This window comes from Marinobacter albus, assembly GCF_030238305.1.
GTDB lineage: Bacteria > Pseudomonadota > Gammaproteobacteria > Pseudomonadales > Oleiphilaceae > Marinobacter > Marinobacter albus.
Window position 1 is genome coordinate 784,368 of sequence record NZ_JASSQD010000001.1, and the last position, 22,990, is coordinate 807,357.

The window sequence follows — 22,990 nt, forward strand, 5'->3', positions numbered from 1 at the left end:
CGTAAAAAACCGGCGGAACCCGCTGCTTCTGGCGAGCGATTATACAATACCATAGTAAAATAGTCAGGTATTAAATTGCGCGAGCGGTGATTATACCGTAATCAGGGGCGACGGCACCAAGGGAGTGGTTATCGGGCCGATTGGTTGGGCGTGATCTTCGACTAATTGCTATTCGGCAGTGCGGTACAGGTCGCCCAGCTCTGTGGAGTAACTGACGCCCACCAGTTTCCAGCCACTTACGTCCGGCTGGTAATACGTAAAGCGCCAGGCGATGGCGGCGGCCTCGAACTTCTGCAACCAGGTTTCCCGGGTGAAGTCGCTGGCGATGATTTCCGTTGCCACGTGCGAGCTGCCCACAGGTTCGCCAGCCTGTTGCCGAACCTGTTGGAAGTAGGTGGCCGCTTCCTTGGCCGAATCGTCGTAGGCTCCTGAGTCAACACCAAGGTAGGGGCGCAGGCTGCTGTATGCGGCGACGATGCGACCGCTGGCGATCATATCCATGAACGAACCGGTTTGCTTCCGGATATCCTCGCGGGTAGAGAGCACTTCGGCGAGGGTCACGGAGCTGGCGATTAACAGCCAGATCAGGGTGAGCAATGAAATGGTCGGGCGCACGAGTCAGACCTCCGTGTGAAAAAGTCGCGTCAGGTAGCTGAAATCCAGATTAGCCGGTGTTCCTTCAGGCCGGGGTATCCGGACGGTGTGACCGCTGCCGGGAGCGTAGTCCACTTTGCTCCCGTTCAATGTCTCCATCGCCGCCGCGGCGAAGCGGATATTTCCCGCCGGGGTAATCAGCTCCAGCGGGTCGCCCGGTGCAAACCGGTTTTTGACCTCAATGGTCAGCCACCGACCGTCGTTTTCCTTGATGGCACCGACAACCTGTTGAGTGCCGAGCGACGATGAGCCCTGCTCGTAAGACTGGTACTCCTTCGGCGGATGCCGGCGGAGGAAGCCTTCAGTGTAGCCCCGGTTCGACAGGGCTTCCAGTTGGTCCATCAGCCCCATGTCAAAGCTCTTGCCCTGCAGTGCATCGTTGATGGCGCGGCGGTAGACCTGGGTGGTTCGGGCAACGTAATAGGTACTCTTGGTGCGACCTTCGATTTTCAGGGAGTGCACGCCCATTTTGACCAGCTCCGACACGTGCTGGACCGCGCGAAGGTCTTTGGAATTCATGATGTAGGTGCCATGCTCGTCCTCGTAGGCGGGGATGAAGCCGCCGGGGCGGTTTGGCTCTTCCAGCAGGATTTCCCTGGGCTCCACTTCCTGGGCGCTGTTGCCGGCGGAGGTGGCGATCAGGTCGCCGGTCTGGTCGTGGTTGTACTGGACTTCTTTGTAGTTCCACCGGCACGCGTTGGTGCAGGCGCCCTGGTTGGCGTCCCGGTGATTCATATAGCCGGACAGCAGGCAGCGTCCGGAATAGGCCATGCACAGGGCGCCATGGACAAAAACCTCCAGTTCCATCCCGGGCACCCGTTCCCGGATTTCGCGAATCTCATCGAGCGCCAGTTCACGGGACAGGATGACGCGACTGATTCCCTGTCGGCGCCAGAATTCGACGGTTGCCCAGTTGACGGCGTTTGCCTGCACCGAGAGATGTATAGGCTGATCCGGCCATTTTTCCCGCACCAGCATGATCAGTCCGGGGTCGGACATGATCAGGGCGTCTGGTTGCAGGGCCAGCGCTGGCTCCAGATCCCTCAGGTAGGTGCGCACCTTGTCATTGTGGGGCGCGATGTTGGACACGAGGTAGAAGCTTTTCCCGAGCGAATGAGCTCGCTTGATGCCCGCCCCAAGCGCTGCAACGTCTTTGAAACTGTTGTTACGTACCCTCAGGGAGTAGCGTGGTTGTCCGGCATAGACCGCATCGGCACCATAGGCGAAGGCGGTTTCAAGGTGTGCCGGGGTGCCGGCGGGGGCGAGCAGTTCAGGGGTATTCATCTTGGCTCCGACGGGGTGGTCTGGGGAATCGGTATGCGTCATTTCGGTAAAAGCAGGCATTCTGCCGTAAACCGGTCGGAACTCCCTTGATCCTACTCAAAGGTCGTATTGATTCTTTTCAGCTAACAAGTGTACGCTGGATGGTGTGCCCTATTGGGCCAGATTGTGTATTGGGAGGAGTTTGCATGTCATCAGAGCCTCTGAGGCCGGAAATGGCACGGGTTACCTTGAGTGCGCGGGTAAGCTCGTTGATCAGCGTTCAGCTCGCCCGCGGTAAAGTGGGCGTGGAAGCTGTTGCGTCTCAGCTGCACATGAGTCGTTATACGCTGCATAAGAAGTTGAAGCGGGAGGGCCTTACGTTTGCGCGCCTTCTGGAGGATGTCCGGCGCAAGCAGGCACTGACTTACATGCAGGATAAGACCAAGCCGCTGGTGGAAATCGCCGAGCAGCTTGGGTTCTCGGAACTGAGCGCATTCAGCCGGGCATTCAAGCGCTGGATGGGAACCTCCCCGGCTGAATACCGCTCCGTCAGACTTTCCTGAATACCAGCGAGGCGTTGGTTCCGCCGAAGCCGAAGCTGTTGCTCATCACCAGATCCAGGGTCTGGTTGTCCATCCGCTCCCGCACGATCGGGTAGCCCTCGGCCCCTTCGTCCAGGTTCTGGATATTGGCCGACGGTGCAATAAAGCCTTCGCGCTGCATGATCAGGCTGTAAATGGCTTCGTGCACACCGGCCGCGCCGAGGGCATGGCCGCACAGCGGTTTGGTTGAGCTCAGCGGTGGGATCCTGTCCCCAAAAGTATCTTTCAGAGCTTTCAGTTCGGTGACGTCCCCGGCGGGTGTGCTGGTGCCGTGGGTGTTCACGTAGCTGATCTCACCTTCGACATTTTTCATGGCCTGCTGCATGCAGCGGACAGCGCCTTCGCCACTGGGCGCGACCATGTCTGCGCCGTCGGATGTGGCGCCGAAACCGACGAGCTCACCGAGAATGGTCGCGCCTCGAGCCTCCGCATGCTCGAGGGCTTCCAGTACCAATGTTCCGCCGCCACCGGAGATAACGAACCCATCCCGATCCTTGTCGTAAGTACGGGAGGCCAGTTCCGGGGTTTCGTTGTACTTGGTGGACAATGCGCCCATGGCATCGAACAGCAGGCTGAGGCTCCAGTGAATGTCTTCACCGCCGCCGGCGAGCATGATGTCCTGACGGCCCAGGGCGATCAGATCAGCTGCGTGGCCAATGGCGTGGGCACTGGTGGCGCAGGCTGAGGTAATGCCGTAGTTAACGCCGGTGATGCCAAAGGCGGTGGAGATCGAGGCGTTTATGGAGCTGCCCATAGTGCGGGGGACCCGATACGGTCCGACCCGGCGAATGCCTTTTTGGCGATGGGTGTCGATGGCATCCAGTAGTTCCACGGTCGAGGCGCCGCCGGTGCCGAAAATGGCGCCGGTGGTGTTGGCCTTGATGTACTCCTCGCTCAGTCCGGACTGTTCAATGGCTTCACGGGTGGCCAGGTACGCGTAGCCGGATGCTGGACACATGAACCGAAAGAGTTTCCGGTCAATCAGCTCCGACAGGTTCAGGTTAATCTGGCCGCAGACGTGGCTACGAAGACCGTTGTCCCGTGCTTCTTCACTGAATCCGATGCCGGGGCGGGATTCCTTCAGGGACTGGGTGACTTCTTTCAGATTGGTGCCAAGGCTGGAGACAATCCCCATGCCGGTGATAACAACACGACGCATCTTTCTAACTCCTAAAAATCATCGGTGGAGGTGAACATGCCAACCCGGAGGTCTTTGGCGGTGTAGATTTCCCTTCCGTCCACTTCCATGCTGCCGTCGGCAATGGCCATGGTGAGCTTGCGCTTGATCAGCCTCTTGATATCGAGACGGTAGGTCACTTTCTTGGCAGTTGGCAGTACCTGACCGAAGAACTTGACCTCGCCTGCACCCAGTGCGCGCCCTTTGCCTTCGCCGCCACTCCAGGCCAGGTAGAAACCCACCAGTTGCCACATGGCGTCCAGGCCCAGGCAGCCGGGCATCACCGGGTCGTCCACGAAATGAACCTTGAAGAACCACAGGTCCGGGTTGATGTCGAGTTCGGCCACAAGACTGCCTTTGCCGTAGGCGCCATCGTCGGCGCTTACGTGAGTAACGCGGTCGACCATCAGCATTTCATCGATCGGCAAGCGCATGGACCCCTTGAAAAGTTCGCCATGCCCGCACTTGATGAGGTCTTCTTTCTCAAAATGATCTGGATTCATAGTGCCCGTGTCTCTGTTACAGAATGATTTACTGTAACTGTAGCTCGTATCTCGCGAGGAGCTATTGACCATTAGTGGATGATTACGTGCACCGGGCGGATTTAGGGCTCAATGATCATCCCGGACGGGTGTCGGGTAGTCTACCCCTCCTTTCCGTCCGGTCTCGGTGAGGCAAGAATCCCGGTGTAACGGGCAAGAAAAATCCCGAACGCCACCAGCCATAACAAGGTGCTGCTGCCAATGCCAGGGTGCCAAGGGATAACGGAAAGCGCCGTCAGAACCCGGATTGCGGCAGCGAGGTGAATGGCCACAAACGCCAGGACCATGCCTCGCGGCAGAATCAGCGGGCGCCCCGTGTGCCCGAGGGATACCCGGGCAATCACGCCGAGAATGAGGCAACTGATCGCTCCGGTGCCGGCGGCGTGGCTCCAGGCGTTGGACGGCCAACCGGCGAGCTGGGTGCCTGCCAGCAGGACCAGGGCGACCGGAACCCAGAGAATGGACAGATGCAGCATCCAGAGCAGTGGCTCCCTGCGCGTAAGCCAGCCTTTCCAGCCGGCCAGCCGGACCGTTATCAGGATTGCGGCGGCAACGGCGAGTACGCCGCTTGTGTTTTGCCAGCCCAAGACAAGTGTTGCCATCAGAAGGATCATGGAGGCTAGCGACGCCATGTCCAGGGCTGGTACGACCTTGATTGCTGTGGACTCAAGGCCTTGCTGTCGCATCCAGCCCGCAGAAAATGCCGGCGTGATGCGCCCGCCGATGATGCTGATCAACGCCATGGCCATGATCAGTGCGCCGTAGCTGTAGGTCATGTCGAGTCTGAGTACGAAGCCCACTTGCATCAGCCACAAGAGTCCAAGTACCACCATGATCAACAGCTGACGTGTTTGTCTGGCGCTCCAGATACGCCAGCCTGCATCCAGCATCACCAGTGGCAGGAATGCGAGGTTCACCGTGTGCACCAGCCAGTCGGGCAGACCCGCGCCGAAAGCCAGCAGAACTCGACCGGCGAGCCAGACGCCCCACAGAACGACGAGGCGCCCGCCGTGGGTACGTGACGTCTGGGTCCAGACGCAAACGGCGGTCAGCAGGAAGCCGGCGATAGCCGCAGAAAGAAAGCCGAACAGCATCTCATGCTGGTGCCAGAACAAGCCGGGCAACGCCAGGGGCAGGTTGATTGCCCCCGTCACCTGCAGCACCCAGACCGGGATGAAGAGCAGAGCCAGGATGACCATGGACAGGAAAAAGATGCGGAACGGGTGGCTGAAGAGCTGCCGGATATTGGCGGATTCCGTTGCGTCAGGGATAGGAATGACCTTCATGGTTGGGCTCCCATTAATACATTCATATAGAATGTATGTTGTAGGTTTTTGCCCGGAATGGCCATACCCCCTACCGGGTACTTGTGCGTACAATGCCGCTATTGCATTGATTTAAAAGGTAGCCTGATGAGCGCGTATCTGATCCTGAAACACCTGCATGTGACCACAGCGTTGATTACCGTCGTTCTGTTTGCGGTTCGTTTGCTGATGGACCTGGTCGGCAGACCCGGTTGGCGCCAGACGCCATTGCGCTGGATTCCCCATGCTAACGATACGCTATTGCTCACGGCGGCCATAGGGCTCGTTGTCGTGACGCCCTGGATGCCCTTCGTTCATGGCTGGCTCACGGCCAAGATCATCCTGTTGATCGGCTATATCGTGGCCGGGGCCTTTGCGCTGAAACCCACACTCAGTAAACCGTTCCGGGTGGTGGCCGCCATGCTGGCTCTGGTTCAGGTGGCAGGAATCTTTCATCTGGCGCTCTTCAAACCCGCATTTGGCTGAAGCGTCAGCGCCGTTCCTGTTTCTGCCCCATAGCGAAATTCCGAAAGGCATGTTCAAACACTGCGCCGCTCGAAGCGGTCACCGACAACTTTTTTGATTCGGATCAACCATGGCCTGAACGCAGTTGAAAAGCTGAGCTACATTTAGAAACGGAGGAGGTTAAAGGTTCCCGCCATTGAAAGAGGTGGAGAGCGCGATCCCAATCAACTTTGCTGCGTTGTCCTGGTGGCGCGACGAGGATTTCATCGGGCCGGCGTTCTGGTGGGAAGTCACTTTGGATGAGGCGAGTGCTTCTCTCTGAAGCTCAGGGAATTCGCAATACAATTCGAATCGCGGAATTGTTAGTACCCCCGCCGCTTTCATAACAAGCTTTTGTAAGCACGTTGTTAATAAGTTCTTTTAGCTGCTTCCAGAAGACCAACTAGGGTTTTTCTGAGGAGAAAGGCAATGGACCATGCCGGAAAAGGTTCCACCACACCACTCAAGCGCTGTGCAATTTTTTTGACTCTCGCAGTTGGTCTGATTGTAGCCGGCCTCTCGTTGGGCCAGCCAAGGGAAGCAATTGCATTGTCGGATGTGCAGGTTGAGGAGCTCGTCAAGCGTTCCTTCCAATACGTTGCCATGTACAACGTCAATAACAAAAGTGCGATCCAGAACCGCGGCTGGAACACCTGCGTTGCAGACACCCAGCTGAAAGACCACACGCTCAAACTTATCGCCCGGCCGAACAACGACTCGCTTTACATCGTCTGTATGCTCGATCTGCGAAAGGATCCGGTCATCCTGGAAATGCCTGCATTCGATTCCAAATACGTCTCGCTGATGATTACCGGCTACGACCATTATGTGAACATCCCGGTCTCGACCCGGCAGGGCGATTTTCAGCAACCGGAAACGATGCTGATCTTCAGCGAGCGGACCGCAGGTTACGAAAAAGGCGAGCGGGTGAAGGGGGTCGACCGGTACTTTGAGGCGACTGGCGATTTCCTTTCGGCCGTGTTTCGGGTGATGCCCCATTCCAACGATCCCGAACGCTTTGATCGCATCACCAAGCAGATGAAGTCGGTCGATTTGCTCACCCTTTCAGAGATGCGCGGCGAAGAGCCGGAATCCATCGATGACGTCGACTTTCCAGCGGTCGGCGAGACCGATCTGGATATCTTCGAGAACAACCTGTTGGAGGTGATGCAGTTCGTGTTCAACCATACGACTTTCGATTCGGGTAATGAGCTGGATCAGGAACTGCTAGCTCTTTATCAACCGCTCGGCGTGGTGCCCGGCCGAACTTACAATCCCGAAAAGGTCGCGCCGCTCGACGGTGAACGCGTCCGCAAGGTTGCAGAACGAATCGAAGCCGAAGAAATGGCTAAAGCTGGCCAGATGGCTGCCAATACCGGGCTGTTCAAGACAAAGGGTGACATTGGCCTTGAGCTGCTGCTGTTCCAGTCGGTGTACGGGCCTATTGGCCAGCCTGCGGTCGAAGCCGTCTACCCGGCCGTTGGCACAGCCGATGGCGAACCAATGAACGCGCAAAACGATTATGTGATCCGGATGACGGCCGACGAGTTGCCGCCTGCGCAAGCGTTCTGGTCACTCACTCTCTATGACACAAAAAACGGATTCTTCATTCCCAACGATCGTAAGAAGTACAGCGTGGGCGAGAATGGAGGCATGCAACTCAATGAGGACGGCGGAATCGAAATCTATATCGTCGCTGAAAAGCCCGAGGGCGTGCCGGAGGAAAACTGGCTGCCGCTGAAACGCGGCGACTACGGGATTGACGTTGTTCTGAGGGTCTACGTACCTGACCTCAAAAAATTCGAGACCTGGACACCGCCCAAGGCGGAAAAGTTATAAAGGCATCCGAAGGCCGTAGACGAAGACGTGTGTTGTTTCTCTCTACCTGGATTTCGCCAAGAAATGAGGGAGCAAAACATGAACACCAAAATGAAGTTTTCCGTGATTTCTGTCATTACGCTTTTTTTCGCGCCTTGTACCTGGGCGGCAGATTCCTACGCCGGCTACGGAGCGGGACCTACAGCTGATGATCACATCGGCGAAAAGGAGTACTCGCCCTATCTCAATATGGGGTATCCCCAGCGCATTTTTTGGGGTGACACCCACTTGCACACGGCCCTTTCGACCGACGCTGGGATGATCGGTAACCGGTTGGGGCTGGAGGAAGCCTACCGCTTCGCCCGAGGTGAGACAGTTGTCTCCAGCGCCGGCGTGCGTGCACGGCTCCAGCGGCCGCTGGATTTTCTTGTCGTGGCCGATCATGCGGAGAATTTGGGGCTGGCGCCGATGATCGCTGAGCGCAATCCTGACCTGCTGGCAACGGATTTTGGCCGGCAGATTTCACAACTCGTTTACGATGGAAATTACGGCCAGGCCTACGCACTCTGGGGGCAGGGGATGAGTGCGGGACAGGATCCCCTCGCGGGGGAGACTGGCCTGATTCGCTCCATGTGGGAGCGGGTGACGAAAGCTGCTGAACGATTCAACGAGCCGGGCCGGTTCACTGCACTGATCGGCTTTGAGTGGAGCTCAAGCCCCGGCGGTAACAATTTGCACCGCAATGTCATCTTTCGCGACGGTAAGGACGAAGCCGACCAGATCATTCCGTTGTCCAATTACGACACGACCGACCCTGAAGATCTGTGGGCCTGGATGCAGGCATACGAGGAAAGGACCGGTGGCCGGGCGTTAGCGATTGCACACAACGGCAACCTTTCCAATGGCCTGATGTTTGACGATGAGACCCTCTCCGGCAAGGAAGTCGATCGGGATTACGCCGAGCGGCGGATGCGTTGGGAACCGGTCTACGAAGTCACTCAAATCAAGGGAGACGGCGAGGCACACCCGGCACTGTCACCCAACGACGAGTTCGCCGATTACGGAACCTGGGACAAGGGCAGTTTTGGTCCGGAACCCAAGACGTCAGACATGCTTCCGCGTGAATACGCCCGTGAAGCCTTCAAGCGGGGTCTTGAGTATGAAGAGCGTCTTGGGGTAAATCCGTTCAAGTTCGGCATGATAGGCTCCACTGACAGTCACACCTCACTGGCGACAACCGAAGAGAACAATTATTTCGGCAAAGCCACGCCTGCAGAGCCTTCGCCCGGCACCGAGCGCATCGAAGAGAAGATCACGGGCTTTATGCAGGAACCGAACGGTCCGGACATAACTATCCGTCACGTAAGTACGTTGGCTTCTGGATTGGCCGCGGTTTGGGCAACTGACAATACCCGGGAAGCGATCTGGGATGCGTTGCAGCGTAAGGAGGTTTATGCCACCACGGGTACGCGTTTGATGGTTCGCGTATTCGCCGGCTGGGATTTTGAAGAATCCGAAGTGCAGAGACCGGACTTCGCCAAGACAGGGTATTTGCGAGGCGTACCCATGGGGGGCGATCTGACTCAAGCCCCGGAGGGCAAGTCGCCGACCCTTATGATCAGAGCTTTACGCGATGCAGACGGAGCAAACCTGGACCGAGTTGAGGTCATAAAGGGCTGGATGGATGCTGCGGGCAAGCTGCATGAACGGGTATATGACGTGCTGTGTTCGGATGAGCGCGTGATAAATGACCAGCATCGTTGTAAAACGCCGGTGGGCAATTCCGTCGATGTAAAGACGGCGACTTACAACAATAGCATCGGGGATGCGCTGATGATGGCCTTTTGGAAGGATCCTGACTTTGATCCTAATCAGCGCGCTTTTTATTACGTGCGCGTTCTGGAGATTCCGACGCCACGCTGGACGACCTATGATGCGGCCTTTTTCGGCACTGAATTACCCAAGGACGTCGAGCCAACTCATCAGGAACGCGCCTATACTTCCCCCATCTGGTACTCGCCTAAGGGCTAGGTTTCATTTCACGGTGATTGGGGGGGGATTCATGGTAATGGCGACCGAACAGGTTCGCTGGGCAAGTTGATGCTGGCTGTAATGCAGTATTAACGGTCTATTTTCTCGGATAGCTCATCCAGTTTGCTTTGCACCAACCGGAGCTGGCGCGCAATTTCATCCCGCTCGTCGTGCGCTTTCTGAGCCTGCTGTGCATTCTGTTCCTCGCTCATCACCTCCAGAATGGCGCCAATCATCATGTTCAGGAACACAAACGCCGTCAGGAATATGAAGGTGAGGTAGTACAGCCAGCTCAGCGGATACTGCTCCATGGTGGCGTACATCACATCGGTCCAGTCCTCGAAGGTGGCCACCCGGAACAGGGTCAGCATGGCAATGGCCACGTCGCCCCATAATTCCTTGTCGACCTCGGAAAAGAACATCGCGCCCATGGCGGCGTAGATGTAGAAGATGATGAACATCAACAGGGCAATATAGCCCATCCTTGGAATGGCCTTGAGCAGGGAGTTAATCAGGAAGCGCAGTTCCGGCACTACCGACACCAGACGCAGTACCCGGAATACCCTCAGCAGCCGACCCAGCAGGACGGCTTCGGAGTTATCCAGCGGAATCAGACTGCCGATAACCACCAGCGTGTCGAACAGGTTCCAGCCGTCCAGGAGGAACCGTCGTTTCACCGGGGCGGCGGTAAATCTGAACAGGATTTCGATCAGGAAGAACACCGTGATGGCGTTATCCATGACCGTGAGCCCCTGTTCGACAAATGGTGGTAAATCATAGGTCTTCGCGCCGATCGTCAGTGCCGAGAGGATGATGATGGCAATGACGACGGCCTGAAAAATTTTACTGGCTTCAATCCGGCGCAGGGTACTGAAACCGGCAAAGGTACTGAGTTCCGAAGACATGTTAGGGCTCCAGGTAAAATCGATCGCCGCAATTCTAATGGCAGGAGGCGTGCGGGGATAGCATCGCAGAGCGTTTATGGAACCCGATCACGTTAGCCTGAGTATGATTTGCCACTCGTCTTCGCTCACCGGCATTACCGATAGCCGATTACCCCGACGAATCAGGGGCAAACCTTCAAGACCCGGCAGGCCTTTGAGCTCATCCAGTTGGACGAGCCGGGGGAGCTTGTGCACGAATTTCATATCCACGGCCTGCCAGCGGGGCTGTGCGGGTGTGCTCCGGGAATCGTGGTAGGCCGAGGCGGGGTCAAACTGGGTCGGGTCCGGGTAGGCGCCTCTGACCACTTTCACAATACCGGCGATGCCAATGCGCTTGCAGCTGGAATGGTAGATGAAAACTTCATCCCCTACGGCCATCTCTCGCAGGAAATTTCGTGCCTGATAATTGCGCACGCCGTCCCACGGAATAGATTTGTCCGGTGCCTTGGCGAAATCGTTGATACTGCACTCGGAAGGTTCGGTCTTGACCAGCCACTTAGCCATGGGTACCTCGCTCGGTTGACTCGCGCAGTATACCCGACAAAAACGCCCCCGGAACCGGGGGCGCAGGGTTTTGGGCGCGGCGCGCCGTAGGAGGACTGGATCAGTTCTTCACGCCTGGAGGCATGGCTGACGGATGTTCCGGCCGGTGAGGGCGGTTCAGCGGGTAGAACAGGTGCGGAGTCGCCAGTTCCGGCAGGTCGGTGCGTTCCTCGTGCGCGGCCCACTCCACACGCTCGGCCTTGCGGATCGCGTAATGCATCCAGATCAGGGCGGCGGCGACGATGACGAACATCAACATGAAGCAGCTCTGCCAGATGCCGGTCACGTCATTGAGAACGCCGAATGCCAGGGGCAGGATAAAGCCTCCGAGGCCGCCGATCATGCCCACGACGCCGCCGACCGCGCCCACGTGCATCGGGTAATACACCGGAATGTGCTTGTACACTGCGGCCTTGCCGAGGGACATGAAGAAACCCAGCGTGAAGATCAGCACCACGAACATGGGCAGGCTCATGTCCAGAGTGAACGGGATATCGCCCTCAATGCCATGGACAATGTAGTCGGTGGGCGGATAGCTCAGCAGGAAGCTGCAAATGACCGAGGCGGTAAACGTCCAGTACATCACTCGCCGGGCACCGAAGCGGTCTGACAGCCAGCCGCCAAGGATACGGAACAGCGAGGCCGGGATGGTGTACAGGGCGGCGATCATGCCGGCGGTCTTGATGTCCAGGCCGTACACGCCGATCAGGTAGTGCGGCAGCCACAGCGCCATCGCGACAAAGGCCCCGAAGACAAAGAAGTAATACAGGGCAAAGCGCCACACCCGCAGCTCCCGCAGTGGCTCCATCTGTTCGATGAATGATTTCGCTTTCGCGCCCCTGCGCTCGGCCGCCAGAGGATCTTCCTTGGCCAGCAGGATGAACAGGACCCCCATGATGGCCAGAACCGTGGCGTAGACCTGCGCAGTCTGTTCCCAGCCCAGGGCCACCAGTAGGAACGGCGCGCCGAAGTTGGTCACCGCAGAACCGACGTTACCGGCACCAAAAATTCCCAGCGCTGTACCCTGACGGGCCGGTTCAAACCAGGCGGCGGTGTAGGCCACACCCACGATGAACGAGCCCCCCGCCAGGCCAACACCGAGTGCACCCACGAGCAGCATCGGGTAGGTGGTGGCGAAGGTCAGCAGGTAGACACAGGCGGCGGTGGTAAGCATCAGGATCCCGAACACCCAGCGGCCGCCATAACGGTCCGTCCAGATGCCGAGGAACAAACGGCTGATGGAGCCGGTAAGGATCGGTGTGGCCATCAGCAATCCGAGCTGGGTATCCGAGAGCGAGAGGTCCTCGGCGATACGGATGCCGATGATCGAGAAGATGGTCCAGACCGCAAAACACAGGGTAAACGAGAACGTCGATAAACCCAGGGCGCGGTACTGCTGAGGCTGTGTCGGGGTCGTCATGTCCGCCCTCCGTTGCTGCATGTGTTGATGTTTTAACCATACCAAAGACAGGGTTTTTTCATGCGGGGCATTGGAGGTACCTCCGGCAGGGTGGGGCGGTGGTAGAAAAGTAGGGCCAATCGCCGGAGGGGTGATAGGCCATTGATTTCTCTGGTGGGGTACCCGCCGAATCCGTTGATTTGCGTCAAGTAAGCAGGTCATCGGGGTGTGGGCTAATGGCTGACAGATATCAATTGCCGCCCCGGTATCCGGGGCGCATGCCTGTCATCGGAGAAGCCCATGAAAATAATGATTGCCTACGACGGATCGCGGAATGCCAGGTTGGCTCTGGCCCAGACGATCACCATGTTCCGCGAACTGAAACCCCAGATCGTTCTGGTCGCGGTTGCCGAAAACCCTCGGGACATTACCGCCGGCAACGAAGACCTGTTCCAGCAGGAAGTCTCGGAGCTCAAGGCCTACCTGAACGAAGCCATGGAGGTCTGCCGTAACGAAGACGTCGGTGCCGAGACCATGCTGCTGGAGGGGGATCCCCGCAAGATGCTGCTTTATGCCGCCGAGAAAAAAATCCATCCGGACATGCTGGTTATTGCCCGCCACAGCCATGAACCGGATGGCGGTTTCATCGCCCGCTCTCTCACCTATTTCGTGGATGAACTGGATTACATGACCTTCGGCAGCGTGAGTTCGTTTCTCGCCCGACGGATTCAGTGCCCACTTCTGATCCTACCCAGCCGTTGAATCGGCCAGTTTGAGTTTTCGATTGATAGCCCAAGGAGGCTGACATGAAAGTCGCTGACGTCTTCCACTTCAGGAACGCCGAGATCAAGGCGTTGCACCTGACCTGGATCGCATTCTTTATTACCTTCTACGTCTGGTTCAACATGGCGCCGCTGGCATCGAGCATGCTCAAGAGCGTCGATTGGCTGACCGCCGACGATATTCGCCTGTTCGCCATTTGCAACGTGGCGCTGACCATTCCTGCCCGGATTATCGTGGGCATGGCGCTGGACCGCTTCGGCCCGCGCCGGGTGTTCTCGGTGCTGATGGTGTTGATGGCCATCCCGGCGCTGGTGTTCGCCTTCGGTAATACCATGACCCAGTTGCTGGTCAGCCGGCTGGTGCTCAGCTCCATCGGTGCCAGTTTCGTGGTGGGTATTCACATGACCGCCATGTGGTTCAAGCCCAAGGACATCGGCTTTGCCGAAGGTTTCTATGCTGGCTGGGGCAACTTTGGCTCCGCGGCTGCCGCCATTTCACTGCCCACCATTGCCCTGCACATGTACGGCGGTGAAGACGGCTGGCGCTGGGCCATCGCCCAGAGCGCCATTGTGATGGCGGCCTATGGGGTCTACTACTGGTTTGCCATCACCGACGGCCCTGTCGGTACGGTACACCGCAAACCGCGCAAGGCCGTGGCGCTGGAAGTCAGCTCCTGGGGCGACATGGTCAAGCTGATTCTGTGGACCATTCCCCTGGTCGGGGTGCTGAGCATCCTGGTCTGGCGCATCCGGAACATGGGGTACCTGAGTGCCACCGGAGCAACCATCTGTTACGCGGTGATCTTCGCGATTGTGTGCTACCAGATCATTCAGATCCTCCGGGTGAACGTGCCTATCCTGAAAAAAGGCGTACCAGAGGACGACAAATACCCGTTCAACAGCGTGGCTGCGCTGAACAGCACCTACTTTGCCAATTTTGGCGCCGAACTGGCCGTGGTCTCCATGTTGCCGATGTTTTTCGAGCAAACCTGGAGCCTGAGCGCGACTGCCGCAGGCCTCATCGCCGCCTCGTTTGCCTTCGTGAACCTGGTCGCCCGTCCCATGGGTGGGCTGGTGTCTGACCGGATGGGGAACCGCCGTTTCGTGATGCTCAGCTACATGCTCGGTATTTCCGTTGGTTTTGCCCTGATGGGGCTGATGAACTCCAACTGGCCGCTGATCATTGCGGTGGGGATTACCGTGTTCACCTCCTTCTTTGTCCAGGGAGCGGAGGGAGCCACCTTCGGCATCATACCCTCCATCAAACGCCGCCTGACAGGACAGATTTCCGGCATGGCGGGGGCCTACGGTAACGTGGGTGCGGTGGTTTACCTGACCATCTTCACCTTCGTCACCCCGACCCAGTTCTTCTACATCATTGCCGCGGGCGCCTTTATCAGCTGGGTTCTGTGTGTCATGTGGCTGAAGGAGCCGGAATCCGGCTTTGCCGAGGAGTACCAGGTGTCGTCGGTGGATCTTCAGATCGAGGAAGAGGAACGTCGCCGCCAGGCCGCTGCAACTGCGGGCTGATATTCGAAAGGGAGGCCAAAACCGCCAGGAGTAATCCTGGCGGTTTTTTTTTATTCAAGGAATTCCGGTGCCCCATACACGCTGAAGGCCGACGACCGTCTGCCAGGTACTCACTCCACGATCCCGCTCCTCGCGCGAGACCGTGCCGGGGCGGTCAGAAGTGGTCGTATCCGAACTTCATGTAGGTGATTCCGGGGCTCAGGATCAGCCTCCAGGCCAGTTCGACATCGTCGCAGAAGTCCGGATCGTAGGCCTTGACCGTGTCGATCAGGCACTCGAGCCAAAGGTCATAGAGGTGGGGTTTAATGTTCAGCTGGGCGGCGCTGTGCAGGTAAGCGATTCTTCGAAGCACATCGTCAATGGTGCCGCTGGCGTAGAACGCGACCAGGCTGAAGAACGATTTTTTCAGCATTCGGCGTTGCACATTCATATCCGTATTTCGAAATAGAATGCGAACTTCCGACGAGGATTTCAGGAAGCGCCGGTAGAAGGCCTCAAAGAACTCAATACCATCCGGCGACTCCAGGAGGACTCGGTCATAGCTTTCGTCAAAGATGTCATCGAACGACATGACAACCTCCGGTCTTTGATAGGAAGGCATAGCTCATATTTTAAAAGTAGCAGTCCAAAGGTTACATAACCATTCCGGTGAGAGGCGGTGCCTTGCCCGGCAAAGAAAAGCCCCGGTGCCATTGCTGGGACCGGGGCTCGAAGGGGGTGTGGGAATTACGGGTTCTTGATGTAGGCGTTCTTGCGCAGATAGAACCACCAGTTAACCAGCAGGCACACCGCGTAGAAAACCGCAAAACCGTACATGGCCACCTCCGGAGTGCCGGCCTGGATCTCCTGGCCCATCACCCGTGGCGCAATGAAGGCGCCGTAAGCGGCAACTGCCGATGTCCACCCCAGTACCGGGCCTTTCTGCTGCTGATCAAAGATGAAACCAATGCTGCGGAAGGTAGACCCATTGCCGATACCGCTGGCCGCAAACATGATGATGAAGAGGATCAGGAAGGGCGCGAAATAGGTGTTCGGATCGGTGCTGTTGTACGCCAGCATCATCACATAGCCGGTTGCGACCGAGGCACCGACCATCACCACCGAGATAATCTGGGTGACGATGGAGCCGCCCACCTTGTCGGAAATCCAGCCGCCGACTGGCCGGATCAGGGCGCCGACGAAAGGTCCCATCCAGGCCCAGGTGAGCGCGCTGGGGGCATCCGGGTTAACAACGCGTGTCATGGTGCCGTCCGCGGCGACTTCCATCATGTTGCCGAAAATGACGCTGATGGACAGCGGCAGCGCGGCCGAGAAGCCGATGAATGAGCCGAAGGTGAGGATGTACAGCACGGTCATGGACCAGGTGTGCTTGTTGCTGAAAATCGCGAACTGGTTCTTGATGTTCGGTTTGATGTCGCCAGGGATCAGTCGCAAGAGCGCCACGGTCAGCACAATGGTAACCGGCAGTGCCAGCCACATGTTCATCATCTGCAGTGCCCAGACACCGGCGATGGAAGTCAGCAGGCCGACGCCGTAGAGGCCGAGGATCTTGCTGAAGGCGGAAAGAGGGCTGCCCGGGTTGGGGGTGACCACTTTCAGGTTGTTCATACCGAACCAGCTGGCGAACGCCAGGGGAATCAGGAACAGCAACCAGATAAATCCGGCATTCTGGATCCAGGTGTCGGTGCCGGCATCAATGCGACCAATCAGGGTGCCGCTCGGGCTTTGCAGTTGCATCGGGTCGCCGGCCAGCGCCCCAAAAATGCCAATGGTCATGACCAGGGGGATCACAACCTGCATGGTGGTGACGCCAAAGTTACCGAGGCCGGCGTTCATGCCGAGGCCATAACCCTGCTTGCTCTTCGGGTAGAAGGTGCTGATGTTACTCATCGAACAGGCGAAGTTGCCGCCGCCGATACCGGAGAGCAGAGCCAGAGCCTGGAACACAATAAAGGGGGTGTCCGGATTCATAAGGGCGATGCCGGTACCCAGGGCAGGAAGCATCAGCAGCGAAGTGGTGAGAAACACCGTGTTGCGGCCACCGGCAATCTTGATCATGAAGGAGGCCGGAATCCGGAGGGTCGCGCCGGAGAGACCGGCGATGGCGCTTAGTGTAAAGAGTTGTTCAACGGAGAAAGGGAAGCCCAGGTTTTTCATCTGGGTGGTGATCATCCCCCACATCAGCCAGACGGCAAAGCCCATCAGCAGGCTGGGAATGGATATCCAGAGGTTGCGGGTAGCTATGCGCTTGCCTTCACTCTCCCAGAAAGACTCGTTCTCGACGTCCCAGTGTTCGATGTCGGCATTGGTCCTGTCTTTGGCGCCCATCGGTCCGGCGTCTGTTGTGCTATTAGCCATGATTTTGCTCCTCGGTTTGCTAACCCGGAGCCACGGCACCCGTGGCTTCTTGGGCTTTGCGGACATTGTGCAAATCAAGTAGCAAGCCAGGTCTTGATGAACATCAAGGAAGATGTTGGGTCAATTTTACTCGCGTTTTATGACAGTTTCAGTGACTGTGTCCGTGTCTAAAAAAGCAATAAAAACATATCGTTGTGGTGGTTGTACGCCCAAGGTGGTAGCCGGGCAGGCGCAGGATTCAGTGGAGGTAGCCAATCATTTCCGGCGCTGTTGGCTGTGGTGAAACAGGGTGAGAAGCAGGATCGCGACCATTCCGTAAGCCGTGGCCCAGGCCAGGGCGGATATCCAGAGCGCCTCTGGATGGGCAAACGGAGTGGCACCCGCGTACAGCCGAGCCAGTACAGCCACCGCCATGGCGAAAGCGATGCCGTGTACCTGCCAGGCTGGAGGAAAGGTCCGTCTCGCCCTCTGCCAGGCCAGGCGTAGCATCACACTGAGAGACAGGGTGCCGAGAGCGCCAATCGTAATCACATGCAACGCCGGTAAGGGATCAATTCCCTGCAAAAGCCTAACTCCCGTTATGCCCGCTCCGCCAGCCAGCCAAAAATAGCCAATAGCAAGCACCAGCAAGTCGTGCCGGTTCACGCAATACGAGAGTTTCCAGCGCGCGGTACGGATCACAATAAGAGCGGCTGACGATACTAAAAGAAGGCCGGTAACCGAGTCTGCAAGGGGCATGAACACCAGTATCAACGCCGCTGGCAGAATCACCAGAAGCGCACCTTCAATTCGTGGCTGCACCCTGGCTTCTATTGGAATGCCCCGCTTTTCCAGCGTTCCGGCCACAGCCGGGGCGATAATTCTCCCGCCCATGAATGTCATCAGCAATAACAGACCAAGAATGGCGGCCATCATGATCCGTCGTGTGTCGGGTACTGGAAGCTCGAAATCAGGAGGAGCAGCCGCCGCAATCCAGAAGATGACTGACAGTAGGCACAGAACCAGGATCAGCGGCCCGGCGATCTTGTTGCGCCACTTTTTGGCCGCCTGGAATCTTGGGACGGCGTAACGGGCAAGCAATAATGCAAACGCCGGGCTCAGCAGCTGGGATACCAGGCTGGCGGGCAACAACACCCAGCACAGGCGGGCCGCCAGCCAAAGCAGAAACAGGGGGGCCAGTACTTTCCAGGGTTGGGGACCAAGGGTATAGCCGGCAATCAGGGCCAACGCAAAACCGAAAATCAGCTCATGGCCATGTCCGGCGCCCAGAAGCCCCGCGGGCCACCCGGAACCTGACAGCACCGCATTAATCGACAAGGGCACGACCAGAGCTGCCCATACAGCTGCCGCCGGAAAAAACAGCCAGAAAGCGTGAAACGGTTTTGTCGTTGCTTTTGCCATTAGCCTGTTACCGATGCGGTGGCGCCGTCTTGCCTGAGATCATTGGGGCTTCTTGACCGTACAGACTGGCCCGGCTATCACTAAAATATAAGAACTGGTGAAAGGGGTTCATCATGTCTATTGCTAAATTGTTTCGCTTGCCCTTCTCGGGCAACGGCGTGTGGTTGGAGCTGCAACGCCAGAACTTCTCCATTCCTTTCCTTGCCTGGGCGGTGGTTGTTCCCTTGTCATTTCTGCCGCCGGTGCTGCTGTATTACGCCGGAACCCATTACGGCGACGCCTTTCTGGCCGGGTTTGCCGACAAGGAGTGGCGTTTTATAACCACCATACTGTTCCTGGCGGAATTGCTGACGTTTTTTGTTATGGGGTGGCTTATCCGCGCCGTTCTTGAGGGGGACAAACTGGAAATCAGTTACCAGGACTCCTACCTGTTGGCCGCAGTTGCGCCCATTCCCTTGTGGTTGTCATCCCTGGCGCTGCTGGTTCCTGTGCTGGCGGTAAGCGTTGTGGCTGTCGCTGTCGGTATGTTTCTGTCCTGCGCTCTGGTTTACCAGGGCGCCCGGTCTCTGTGCCACCGCTCCGACAACGATGTTGTCACCATGTCTGCCACCTACACCATAATGGCGGCGTCTCTGCTGGCCTGGGGTATCCTGATGGCAATGGTGTGGGCGTTCTGATCACACGGTGTAGGGAAGCACGCCGTAATAGATGGCACTGAAGTGAAGCGCACTGCCGCCGATGACAAACAGGTGCCACACCGCATGCATGTAGGGGATGCGGTCAGCCAGGTAGAAAATCACGCCGGCGGTATAAACCACTCCGCCGGCGATGGTCAGGTAGAGTGCGGTCTCGCTCAGGCTGGCAACCAGGTCGGAGGAGGCAAAGGTGATCAGCCACCCCATGGCAACGTAGATACCCACCCGGGCCAGTTTGAATCGATTTTTGAAGATGATCTTGAGTACGACGCCGGTCAACGCCAGTGACCAGATCACGGCAAACAGGGTCCAGCCGACGGTACCTCGCATGTTGACCAGCAGGAACGGAGTGTAGGTGCCCGCAATCAGTAGGAAGATGGCGCAATGATCGAGGGTTTTGAAAGCGCTCTTGAGTTCCGGGTGTCGCGCGCCGTGATAGAGGGCTGATGCCAGGTAAAGGAGGATCAGCGACGCGCCGAAGATACTGAAACTTACCAGCTTCCAGGTGTCCCCCAGCTGGCTTGCCCCAACGATCAGCGCGATCGTTCCAATCACGCTCAGAATGGCGCCAATTCCATGCGTCGCGCTGTTCAGCCATTCCTCGATGCGATGGTGGATGGACGTCGACGGAACTTCGTTGGTGGTCATGGTAACGGTACCTGTATTGGTCATGCCGGTACGGTACGTGAGCGTACAGGTGTACGCAACACTGCCAGATGAACATCCTGTGATCATGCTCAGAAAATCTGAACAACCTGCCTGAAATGTTCCGATATCACCCCGACGGTGTCGTCGTTAAACTTGTTGTCATCAGTTTAGTTCAGGTTAGAGACGTCAGTGCACCAGCACGGCGTGACCTCATTGCCGAATTAACATATTGCGGAAAGCGTTGAGCATTTCAGGCAGTAGGGCATGGCCCTGCTGCTTTTTTTTGTTCAACGAAACGTTTTTTTCGTGGCTCCGGTTTTCAGGCGGGAGAAGGTGGCCGGTACGACTCCCAGCCACGAGGCCAGTTGGTTGTCCGGCACCCGCTTGACGAGTTCGGGGTATTCTTCCAGCAGCAGCTGATAGCGGTCCCGGGCTGGCAGGGTGTGTTTACGGAATTCACGCATGCTGGTCAGTTCTGCCAGCTCTTCGGTCAGAGCCAGGGCAAATCGGGGCCAGAGGCCTTCTCCGTGGGCACGAATGGTCGAGCGAAAGCGGGAGAAGTCCGCAACCCACAGCGTTGCCGGAGTAACCGAAGTCAGGCACAGGGTGTTGCGAACTGTGCGGGTGCGGCCAAACACCGGCCAGACCATGTCGCCCTCGGAGAAGAAGTGATGGATCGCCACCTTTCCGCTCGGGGCCTCCCGGAACAGTCGAAGAATGCCGTACTGGATGAGGTAAACGCGGCCCCAGGGCCGGTCGTGCTTTTCCAGTATGGTTTCGGCGTCGATACGCTGGGGCTGGAAAAGCCCCGACAAATCGGTCAATAGTCGCGTGTCCGCGTCATCCTGATTGTCGTTGAGGCGAATACCGAACACTCGACTCAATCCATGGAGCAGTGCCTCCGACTCCGAAGCCGATTCCTGCCGAACAATGCCCGCGTCCTCTTGCCCGAGTAAGCAGGGGGAGGAGGACATGTCCGGCCTGACGATGCTGTTCATGGCGTAGACCCTGTAATGACTGATCTGGCAATTATGGTAGCAGAGCGGCGCGGCACGAAATGATCTAAGTCATCGTGGTCCGGTAAGAATCTGATCAGAAAAGAAAAAGCGGAATTTTTGGAGGGCTGTAAATGGCCGTCCTACCGGGTTCGCGCTACACTTTGCGGTTTCGTCCGCCCGACTCTCTTCTGCCCGGAGTACTCATGGCCGCTGCGCTGGCATTGTTTATCAAGCTGATCCCCCTGTACGTGACCGTCGCGCTTGGCTGGGTGGCTGGCCGTTATCTGGAAGCCAGCGGCAGGCATATCGCCGGCATCATGCTGTACATCGTCACACCCTCGGTGGTGTTCTCGGGGGTGATGGCCGCGCCCCTGTCTCCGGAGGTCATTTTCCTGCCATTCCTGACGTTCGGAATAGCCTCGGTGCTGGGTATTGTTCAGCTCAAGCTGGCAAGGAAAGTCGTTACCGATGGCAGCGCCAGCATCATGCCCTTGTGCGTAGGCTCCGGGAATACCGGTTATTTTGGTGTGCCTGTGGCCCTGTTGCTCTTCGGTGAAGAAGGGCTCGGGCTCTACATTGTGTGCATGCTCGGCACCACCCTGTTCGAAAACTCGGTGGGGTTCTATCTCGCCGCCCGTGGCCGGTATGACCTGAAGGCCGCACTCTGGCGGGTCGCGAAGCTGCCATCGGTATATGCTTTTCTGGCCGCCGTATTCCTGAACCTGTCCGGCATCCGTATTCCGGACATGTTTGTTCCCTTGTTCGATAATCTGCGGGGCGCCTACAGTATTCTCGGCATGATGATCATTGGCATGAGCATTACCAGTTTTCGGGGATTGGCGGGCAATATCCGCTTCACCGGCCTGGCTTTCTTCGGCAAATTCGTGGTCTGGCCGTTGGTTGCCATCCTGTTCTGGTGGCTGGATGCCAATGTGCTGGGAATTTATGAGCCCGCCGTCCACAAAGCCATGTTCCTGATTTCAATCACTCCGATCGCCGCCAATACCGTGGTTATCGCGACCCTGCTCGACACATCCCCACGGCAGGCGGCGGGCACGGTGCTACTCACCACCCTGTTCGCCCTGGCGTTCATCCCGGTAATGATCTCCCTCGCATTCTAGCGGGAGCCCGATGACGAGGTGTTGGCGGCTGGCTGCATGGATTCGGATCGAGCCTCTGCAATGTCCTTGCGGGCATGGCGAACCACGCTCACGCCGGCCGTGACCGCGAGAGTCCCCATGATGGCCGCAACCATCAGGTCAGGCCAGGCGCTGCCGGTACCGAAGACCCCAAGCGCCGCCCCCATAACGGCAATGTTGCTGATGGCGTCGTTCCGGCTACACAGCCACACCGAACGCATGTCGGAATCGCCCTCCCGGAATCGGAACAGCATGACAGCGACACTGACGTTAGCGGTCAGGGCCAGCAGGCCGACGGCGCCCATGGTCAGAGGCTCGGGAGTAATGCCGGTTTGGGCGATCCAGATGGCGCGCGCCCAGACCACCAGGCCAAAGGTGGCCATGGTCAGGCCCTTGATCATCGCCGCCCGGCCGCGCCAGAGCATACCCATGGAGAGGACGCTCAATGAGAGGATGTAGTTGGCACTGTCGCCAAAGAAATCGATGGCGTCGGCCATCAGCGAGACCGAGCCGGATTGAATGCTGGCAATTCCTTCCACCAAAAACATCGCGAGATTGACCCACAGGGCAATCCATAAGGCGCGTCGGAACCCGGGCGCCGGTGATTTGGGGTCGGGGGCAGAGCAGGTGCACGCCATTACAAACCTCCTGATGGTGT

General features: G+C 57.7%; 22 protein-coding genes. 8 read left to right on the plus strand and 14 right to left on the minus strand.

The annotated features are described in order from the left end of the window. Positions 1-168: 168 nt before the first annotated feature. Positions 169-615 carry a hypothetical protein gene (locus QQF73_RS03595; RefSeq protein WP_219866801.1) on the minus strand — a complete coding sequence of 149 codons (447 nt, stop codon included), beginning with the start codon at positions 613-615 and terminating at the stop codon, positions 169-171. A 3-nt stretch (positions 616-618) separates the two neighbouring features. Further along, the gene (gene trhP, locus QQF73_RS03600; RefSeq protein ID WP_285367257.1) at positions 619-1,938 is read right to left on the minus strand and encodes a prephenate-dependent tRNA uridine(34) hydroxylase TrhP; all 1,320 of its coding nucleotides are present in this window, start codon (positions 1,936-1,938) and stop codon (positions 619-621) included. A 185-nt stretch (positions 1,939-2,123) separates the two neighbouring features. Between trhP and QQF73_RS03605 the strand changes: the two genes are divergently transcribed. After that, the gene (locus tag QQF73_RS03605; protein ID WP_219866799.1) at positions 2,124-2,480 is read left to right on the plus strand and encodes a helix-turn-helix transcriptional regulator; all 357 of its coding nucleotides are present in this window, start codon (positions 2,124-2,126) and stop codon (positions 2,478-2,480) included. Here QQF73_RS03605 and fabB read toward each other — a convergent pair. The 3 genes from fabB to QQF73_RS03620 form a co-directional block, all read right to left on the minus strand. Next, the gene (fabB, locus tag QQF73_RS03610; RefSeq protein ID WP_219866798.1) at positions 2,467-3,678 is read right to left on the minus strand and encodes a beta-ketoacyl-ACP synthase I; all 1,212 of its coding nucleotides are present in this window, start codon (positions 3,676-3,678) and stop codon (positions 2,467-2,469) included. The genes QQF73_RS03605 and fabB overlap by 14 nt on opposite strands. An 11-nt stretch (positions 3,679-3,689) precedes the next feature. Beyond that, positions 3,690-4,199 carry a bifunctional 3-hydroxydecanoyl-ACP dehydratase/trans-2-decenoyl-ACP isomerase gene (fabA, locus tag QQF73_RS03615; RefSeq protein ID WP_219866797.1) on the minus strand — a complete coding sequence of 170 codons (510 nt, stop codon included), beginning with the start codon at positions 4,197-4,199 and terminating at the stop codon, positions 3,690-3,692. Positions 4,200-4,339: 140 nt separating this feature from the next. Then, complete coding sequence (locus QQF73_RS03620) at positions 4,340-5,524, minus strand: NnrS family protein (protein WP_219866796.1); 1,185 nt, start codon at positions 5,522-5,524, stop codon at positions 4,340-4,342. Positions 5,525-5,650: 126 nt separating this feature from the next. On the opposite strand from QQF73_RS03620, the gene QQF73_RS03625 reads away from it, so the two are divergent. The 3 genes from QQF73_RS03625 to QQF73_RS03635 all read left to right on the plus strand — a co-directional run bounded on the left by QQF73_RS03625 (position 5,651) and on the right by QQF73_RS03635 (position 9,895). Further along, positions 5,651-6,028, plus strand: a complete 378-nt coding sequence (locus QQF73_RS03625; RefSeq protein ID WP_219866795.1) for a SirB2 family protein — start codon at positions 5,651-5,653, stop codon at positions 6,026-6,028. Between the two features lie 447 nt (positions 6,029-6,475). Then, positions 6,476-7,885, plus strand: a complete 1,410-nt coding sequence (locus tag QQF73_RS03630) for a DUF1214 domain-containing protein (RefSeq protein ID WP_285367263.1) — start codon at positions 6,476-6,478, stop codon at positions 7,883-7,885. 78 nt (positions 7,886-7,963) lie between these two features. After that, the gene (locus QQF73_RS03635) at positions 7,964-9,895 is read left to right on the plus strand and encodes a DUF3604 domain-containing protein (protein ID WP_228743332.1); all 1,932 of its coding nucleotides are present in this window, start codon (positions 7,964-7,966) and stop codon (positions 9,893-9,895) included. A gap of 89 nt (positions 9,896-9,984) precedes the next feature. Here QQF73_RS03635 and QQF73_RS03640 read toward each other — a convergent pair whose 3' ends face one another. From QQF73_RS03640 to QQF73_RS03650, 3 genes are all read right to left on the minus strand, one after another. Next, positions 9,985-10,800, minus strand: coding sequence for an ion transporter (locus QQF73_RS03640; RefSeq protein ID WP_219866793.1), 816 nt, complete (start codon positions 10,798-10,800; stop codon positions 9,985-9,987). Positions 10,801-10,887: 87 nt separating this feature from the next. After that, the gene (locus QQF73_RS03645) at positions 10,888-11,343 is read right to left on the minus strand and encodes an EVE domain-containing protein (protein ID WP_219866792.1); all 456 of its coding nucleotides are present in this window, start codon (positions 11,341-11,343) and stop codon (positions 10,888-10,890) included. 100 nt (positions 11,344-11,443) lie between these two features. Beyond that, the gene (locus QQF73_RS03650) at positions 11,444-12,802 is read right to left on the minus strand and encodes an MFS transporter (protein WP_219866791.1); all 1,359 of its coding nucleotides are present in this window, start codon (positions 12,800-12,802) and stop codon (positions 11,444-11,446) included. A 279-nt stretch (positions 12,803-13,081) separates the two neighbouring features. Between QQF73_RS03650 and QQF73_RS03655 the strand changes: the two genes are divergently transcribed. Both QQF73_RS03655 and QQF73_RS03660 read left to right on the plus strand, forming a co-directional pair. Then, positions 13,082-13,543, plus strand: a complete 462-nt coding sequence (locus QQF73_RS03655) for a universal stress protein (protein ID WP_218635458.1) — start codon at positions 13,082-13,084, stop codon at positions 13,541-13,543. A gap of 44 nt (positions 13,544-13,587) precedes the next feature. Further along, a complete protein-coding gene (locus QQF73_RS03660; RefSeq protein WP_219866790.1) occupies positions 13,588-15,093 on the plus strand; it encodes an MFS transporter in 1,506 nt (501 codons plus the stop codon). 154 nt (positions 15,094-15,247) lie between these two features. Here QQF73_RS03660 and QQF73_RS03665 read toward each other — a convergent pair whose 3' ends face one another. The 3 genes from QQF73_RS03665 to QQF73_RS03675 all read right to left on the minus strand — a co-directional run bounded on the left by QQF73_RS03665 (position 15,248) and on the right by QQF73_RS03675 (position 18,852). Then, a complete protein-coding gene (locus QQF73_RS03665) occupies positions 15,248-15,664 on the minus strand; it encodes a globin family protein (protein ID WP_219866789.1) in 417 nt (138 codons plus the stop codon). Between the two features lie 155 nt (positions 15,665-15,819). Next, positions 15,820-17,451, minus strand: a complete 1,632-nt coding sequence (locus QQF73_RS03670; protein WP_219866788.1) for an MFS transporter — start codon at positions 17,449-17,451, stop codon at positions 15,820-15,822. A gap of 255 nt (positions 17,452-17,706) precedes the next feature. Beyond that, positions 17,707-18,852 (minus strand): NnrS family protein, encoded by a 1,146-nt coding sequence (locus QQF73_RS03675; protein WP_219866787.1) that lies wholly within the window; start codon positions 18,850-18,852, stop codon positions 17,707-17,709. Between the two features lie 113 nt (positions 18,853-18,965). Here QQF73_RS03675 and QQF73_RS03680 point away from each other — a divergent pair, with 113 nt between their 5' ends. Next, complete coding sequence (locus QQF73_RS03680; protein ID WP_285367269.1) at positions 18,966-19,529, plus strand: YIP1 family protein; 564 nt, start codon at positions 18,966-18,968, stop codon at positions 19,527-19,529. Here the strand turns inward: QQF73_RS03680 and trhA are convergent, their stop codons facing one another. Next, on the minus strand, positions 19,530-20,195 hold the full coding sequence (gene trhA, locus QQF73_RS03685; RefSeq protein WP_219866785.1) for a PAQR family membrane homeostasis protein TrhA: 666 nt from the start codon (positions 20,193-20,195) through the stop codon (positions 19,530-19,532). It lies immediately after the preceding gene. Between the two features lie 287 nt (positions 20,196-20,482). Next, complete coding sequence (locus QQF73_RS03690; protein ID WP_219866784.1) at positions 20,483-21,193, minus strand: Crp/Fnr family transcriptional regulator; 711 nt, start codon at positions 21,191-21,193, stop codon at positions 20,483-20,485. Between the two features lie 203 nt (positions 21,194-21,396). On the opposite strand from QQF73_RS03690, the gene QQF73_RS03695 reads away from it, so the two are divergent. Further along, positions 21,397-22,314 carry an AEC family transporter gene (locus tag QQF73_RS03695; RefSeq protein WP_219866783.1) on the plus strand — a complete coding sequence of 306 codons (918 nt, stop codon included), beginning with the start codon at positions 21,397-21,399 and terminating at the stop codon, positions 22,312-22,314. Here the strand turns inward: QQF73_RS03695 and QQF73_RS03700 are convergent. Further along, on the minus strand, positions 22,311-22,970 hold the full coding sequence (locus QQF73_RS03700; RefSeq protein WP_219866782.1) for a cation efflux transmembrane domain-containing protein: 660 nt from the start codon (positions 22,968-22,970) through the stop codon (positions 22,311-22,313). The genes QQF73_RS03695 and QQF73_RS03700 overlap by 4 nt on opposite strands. Between the last annotated feature and the right edge of the window lie 20 nt (positions 22,971-22,990).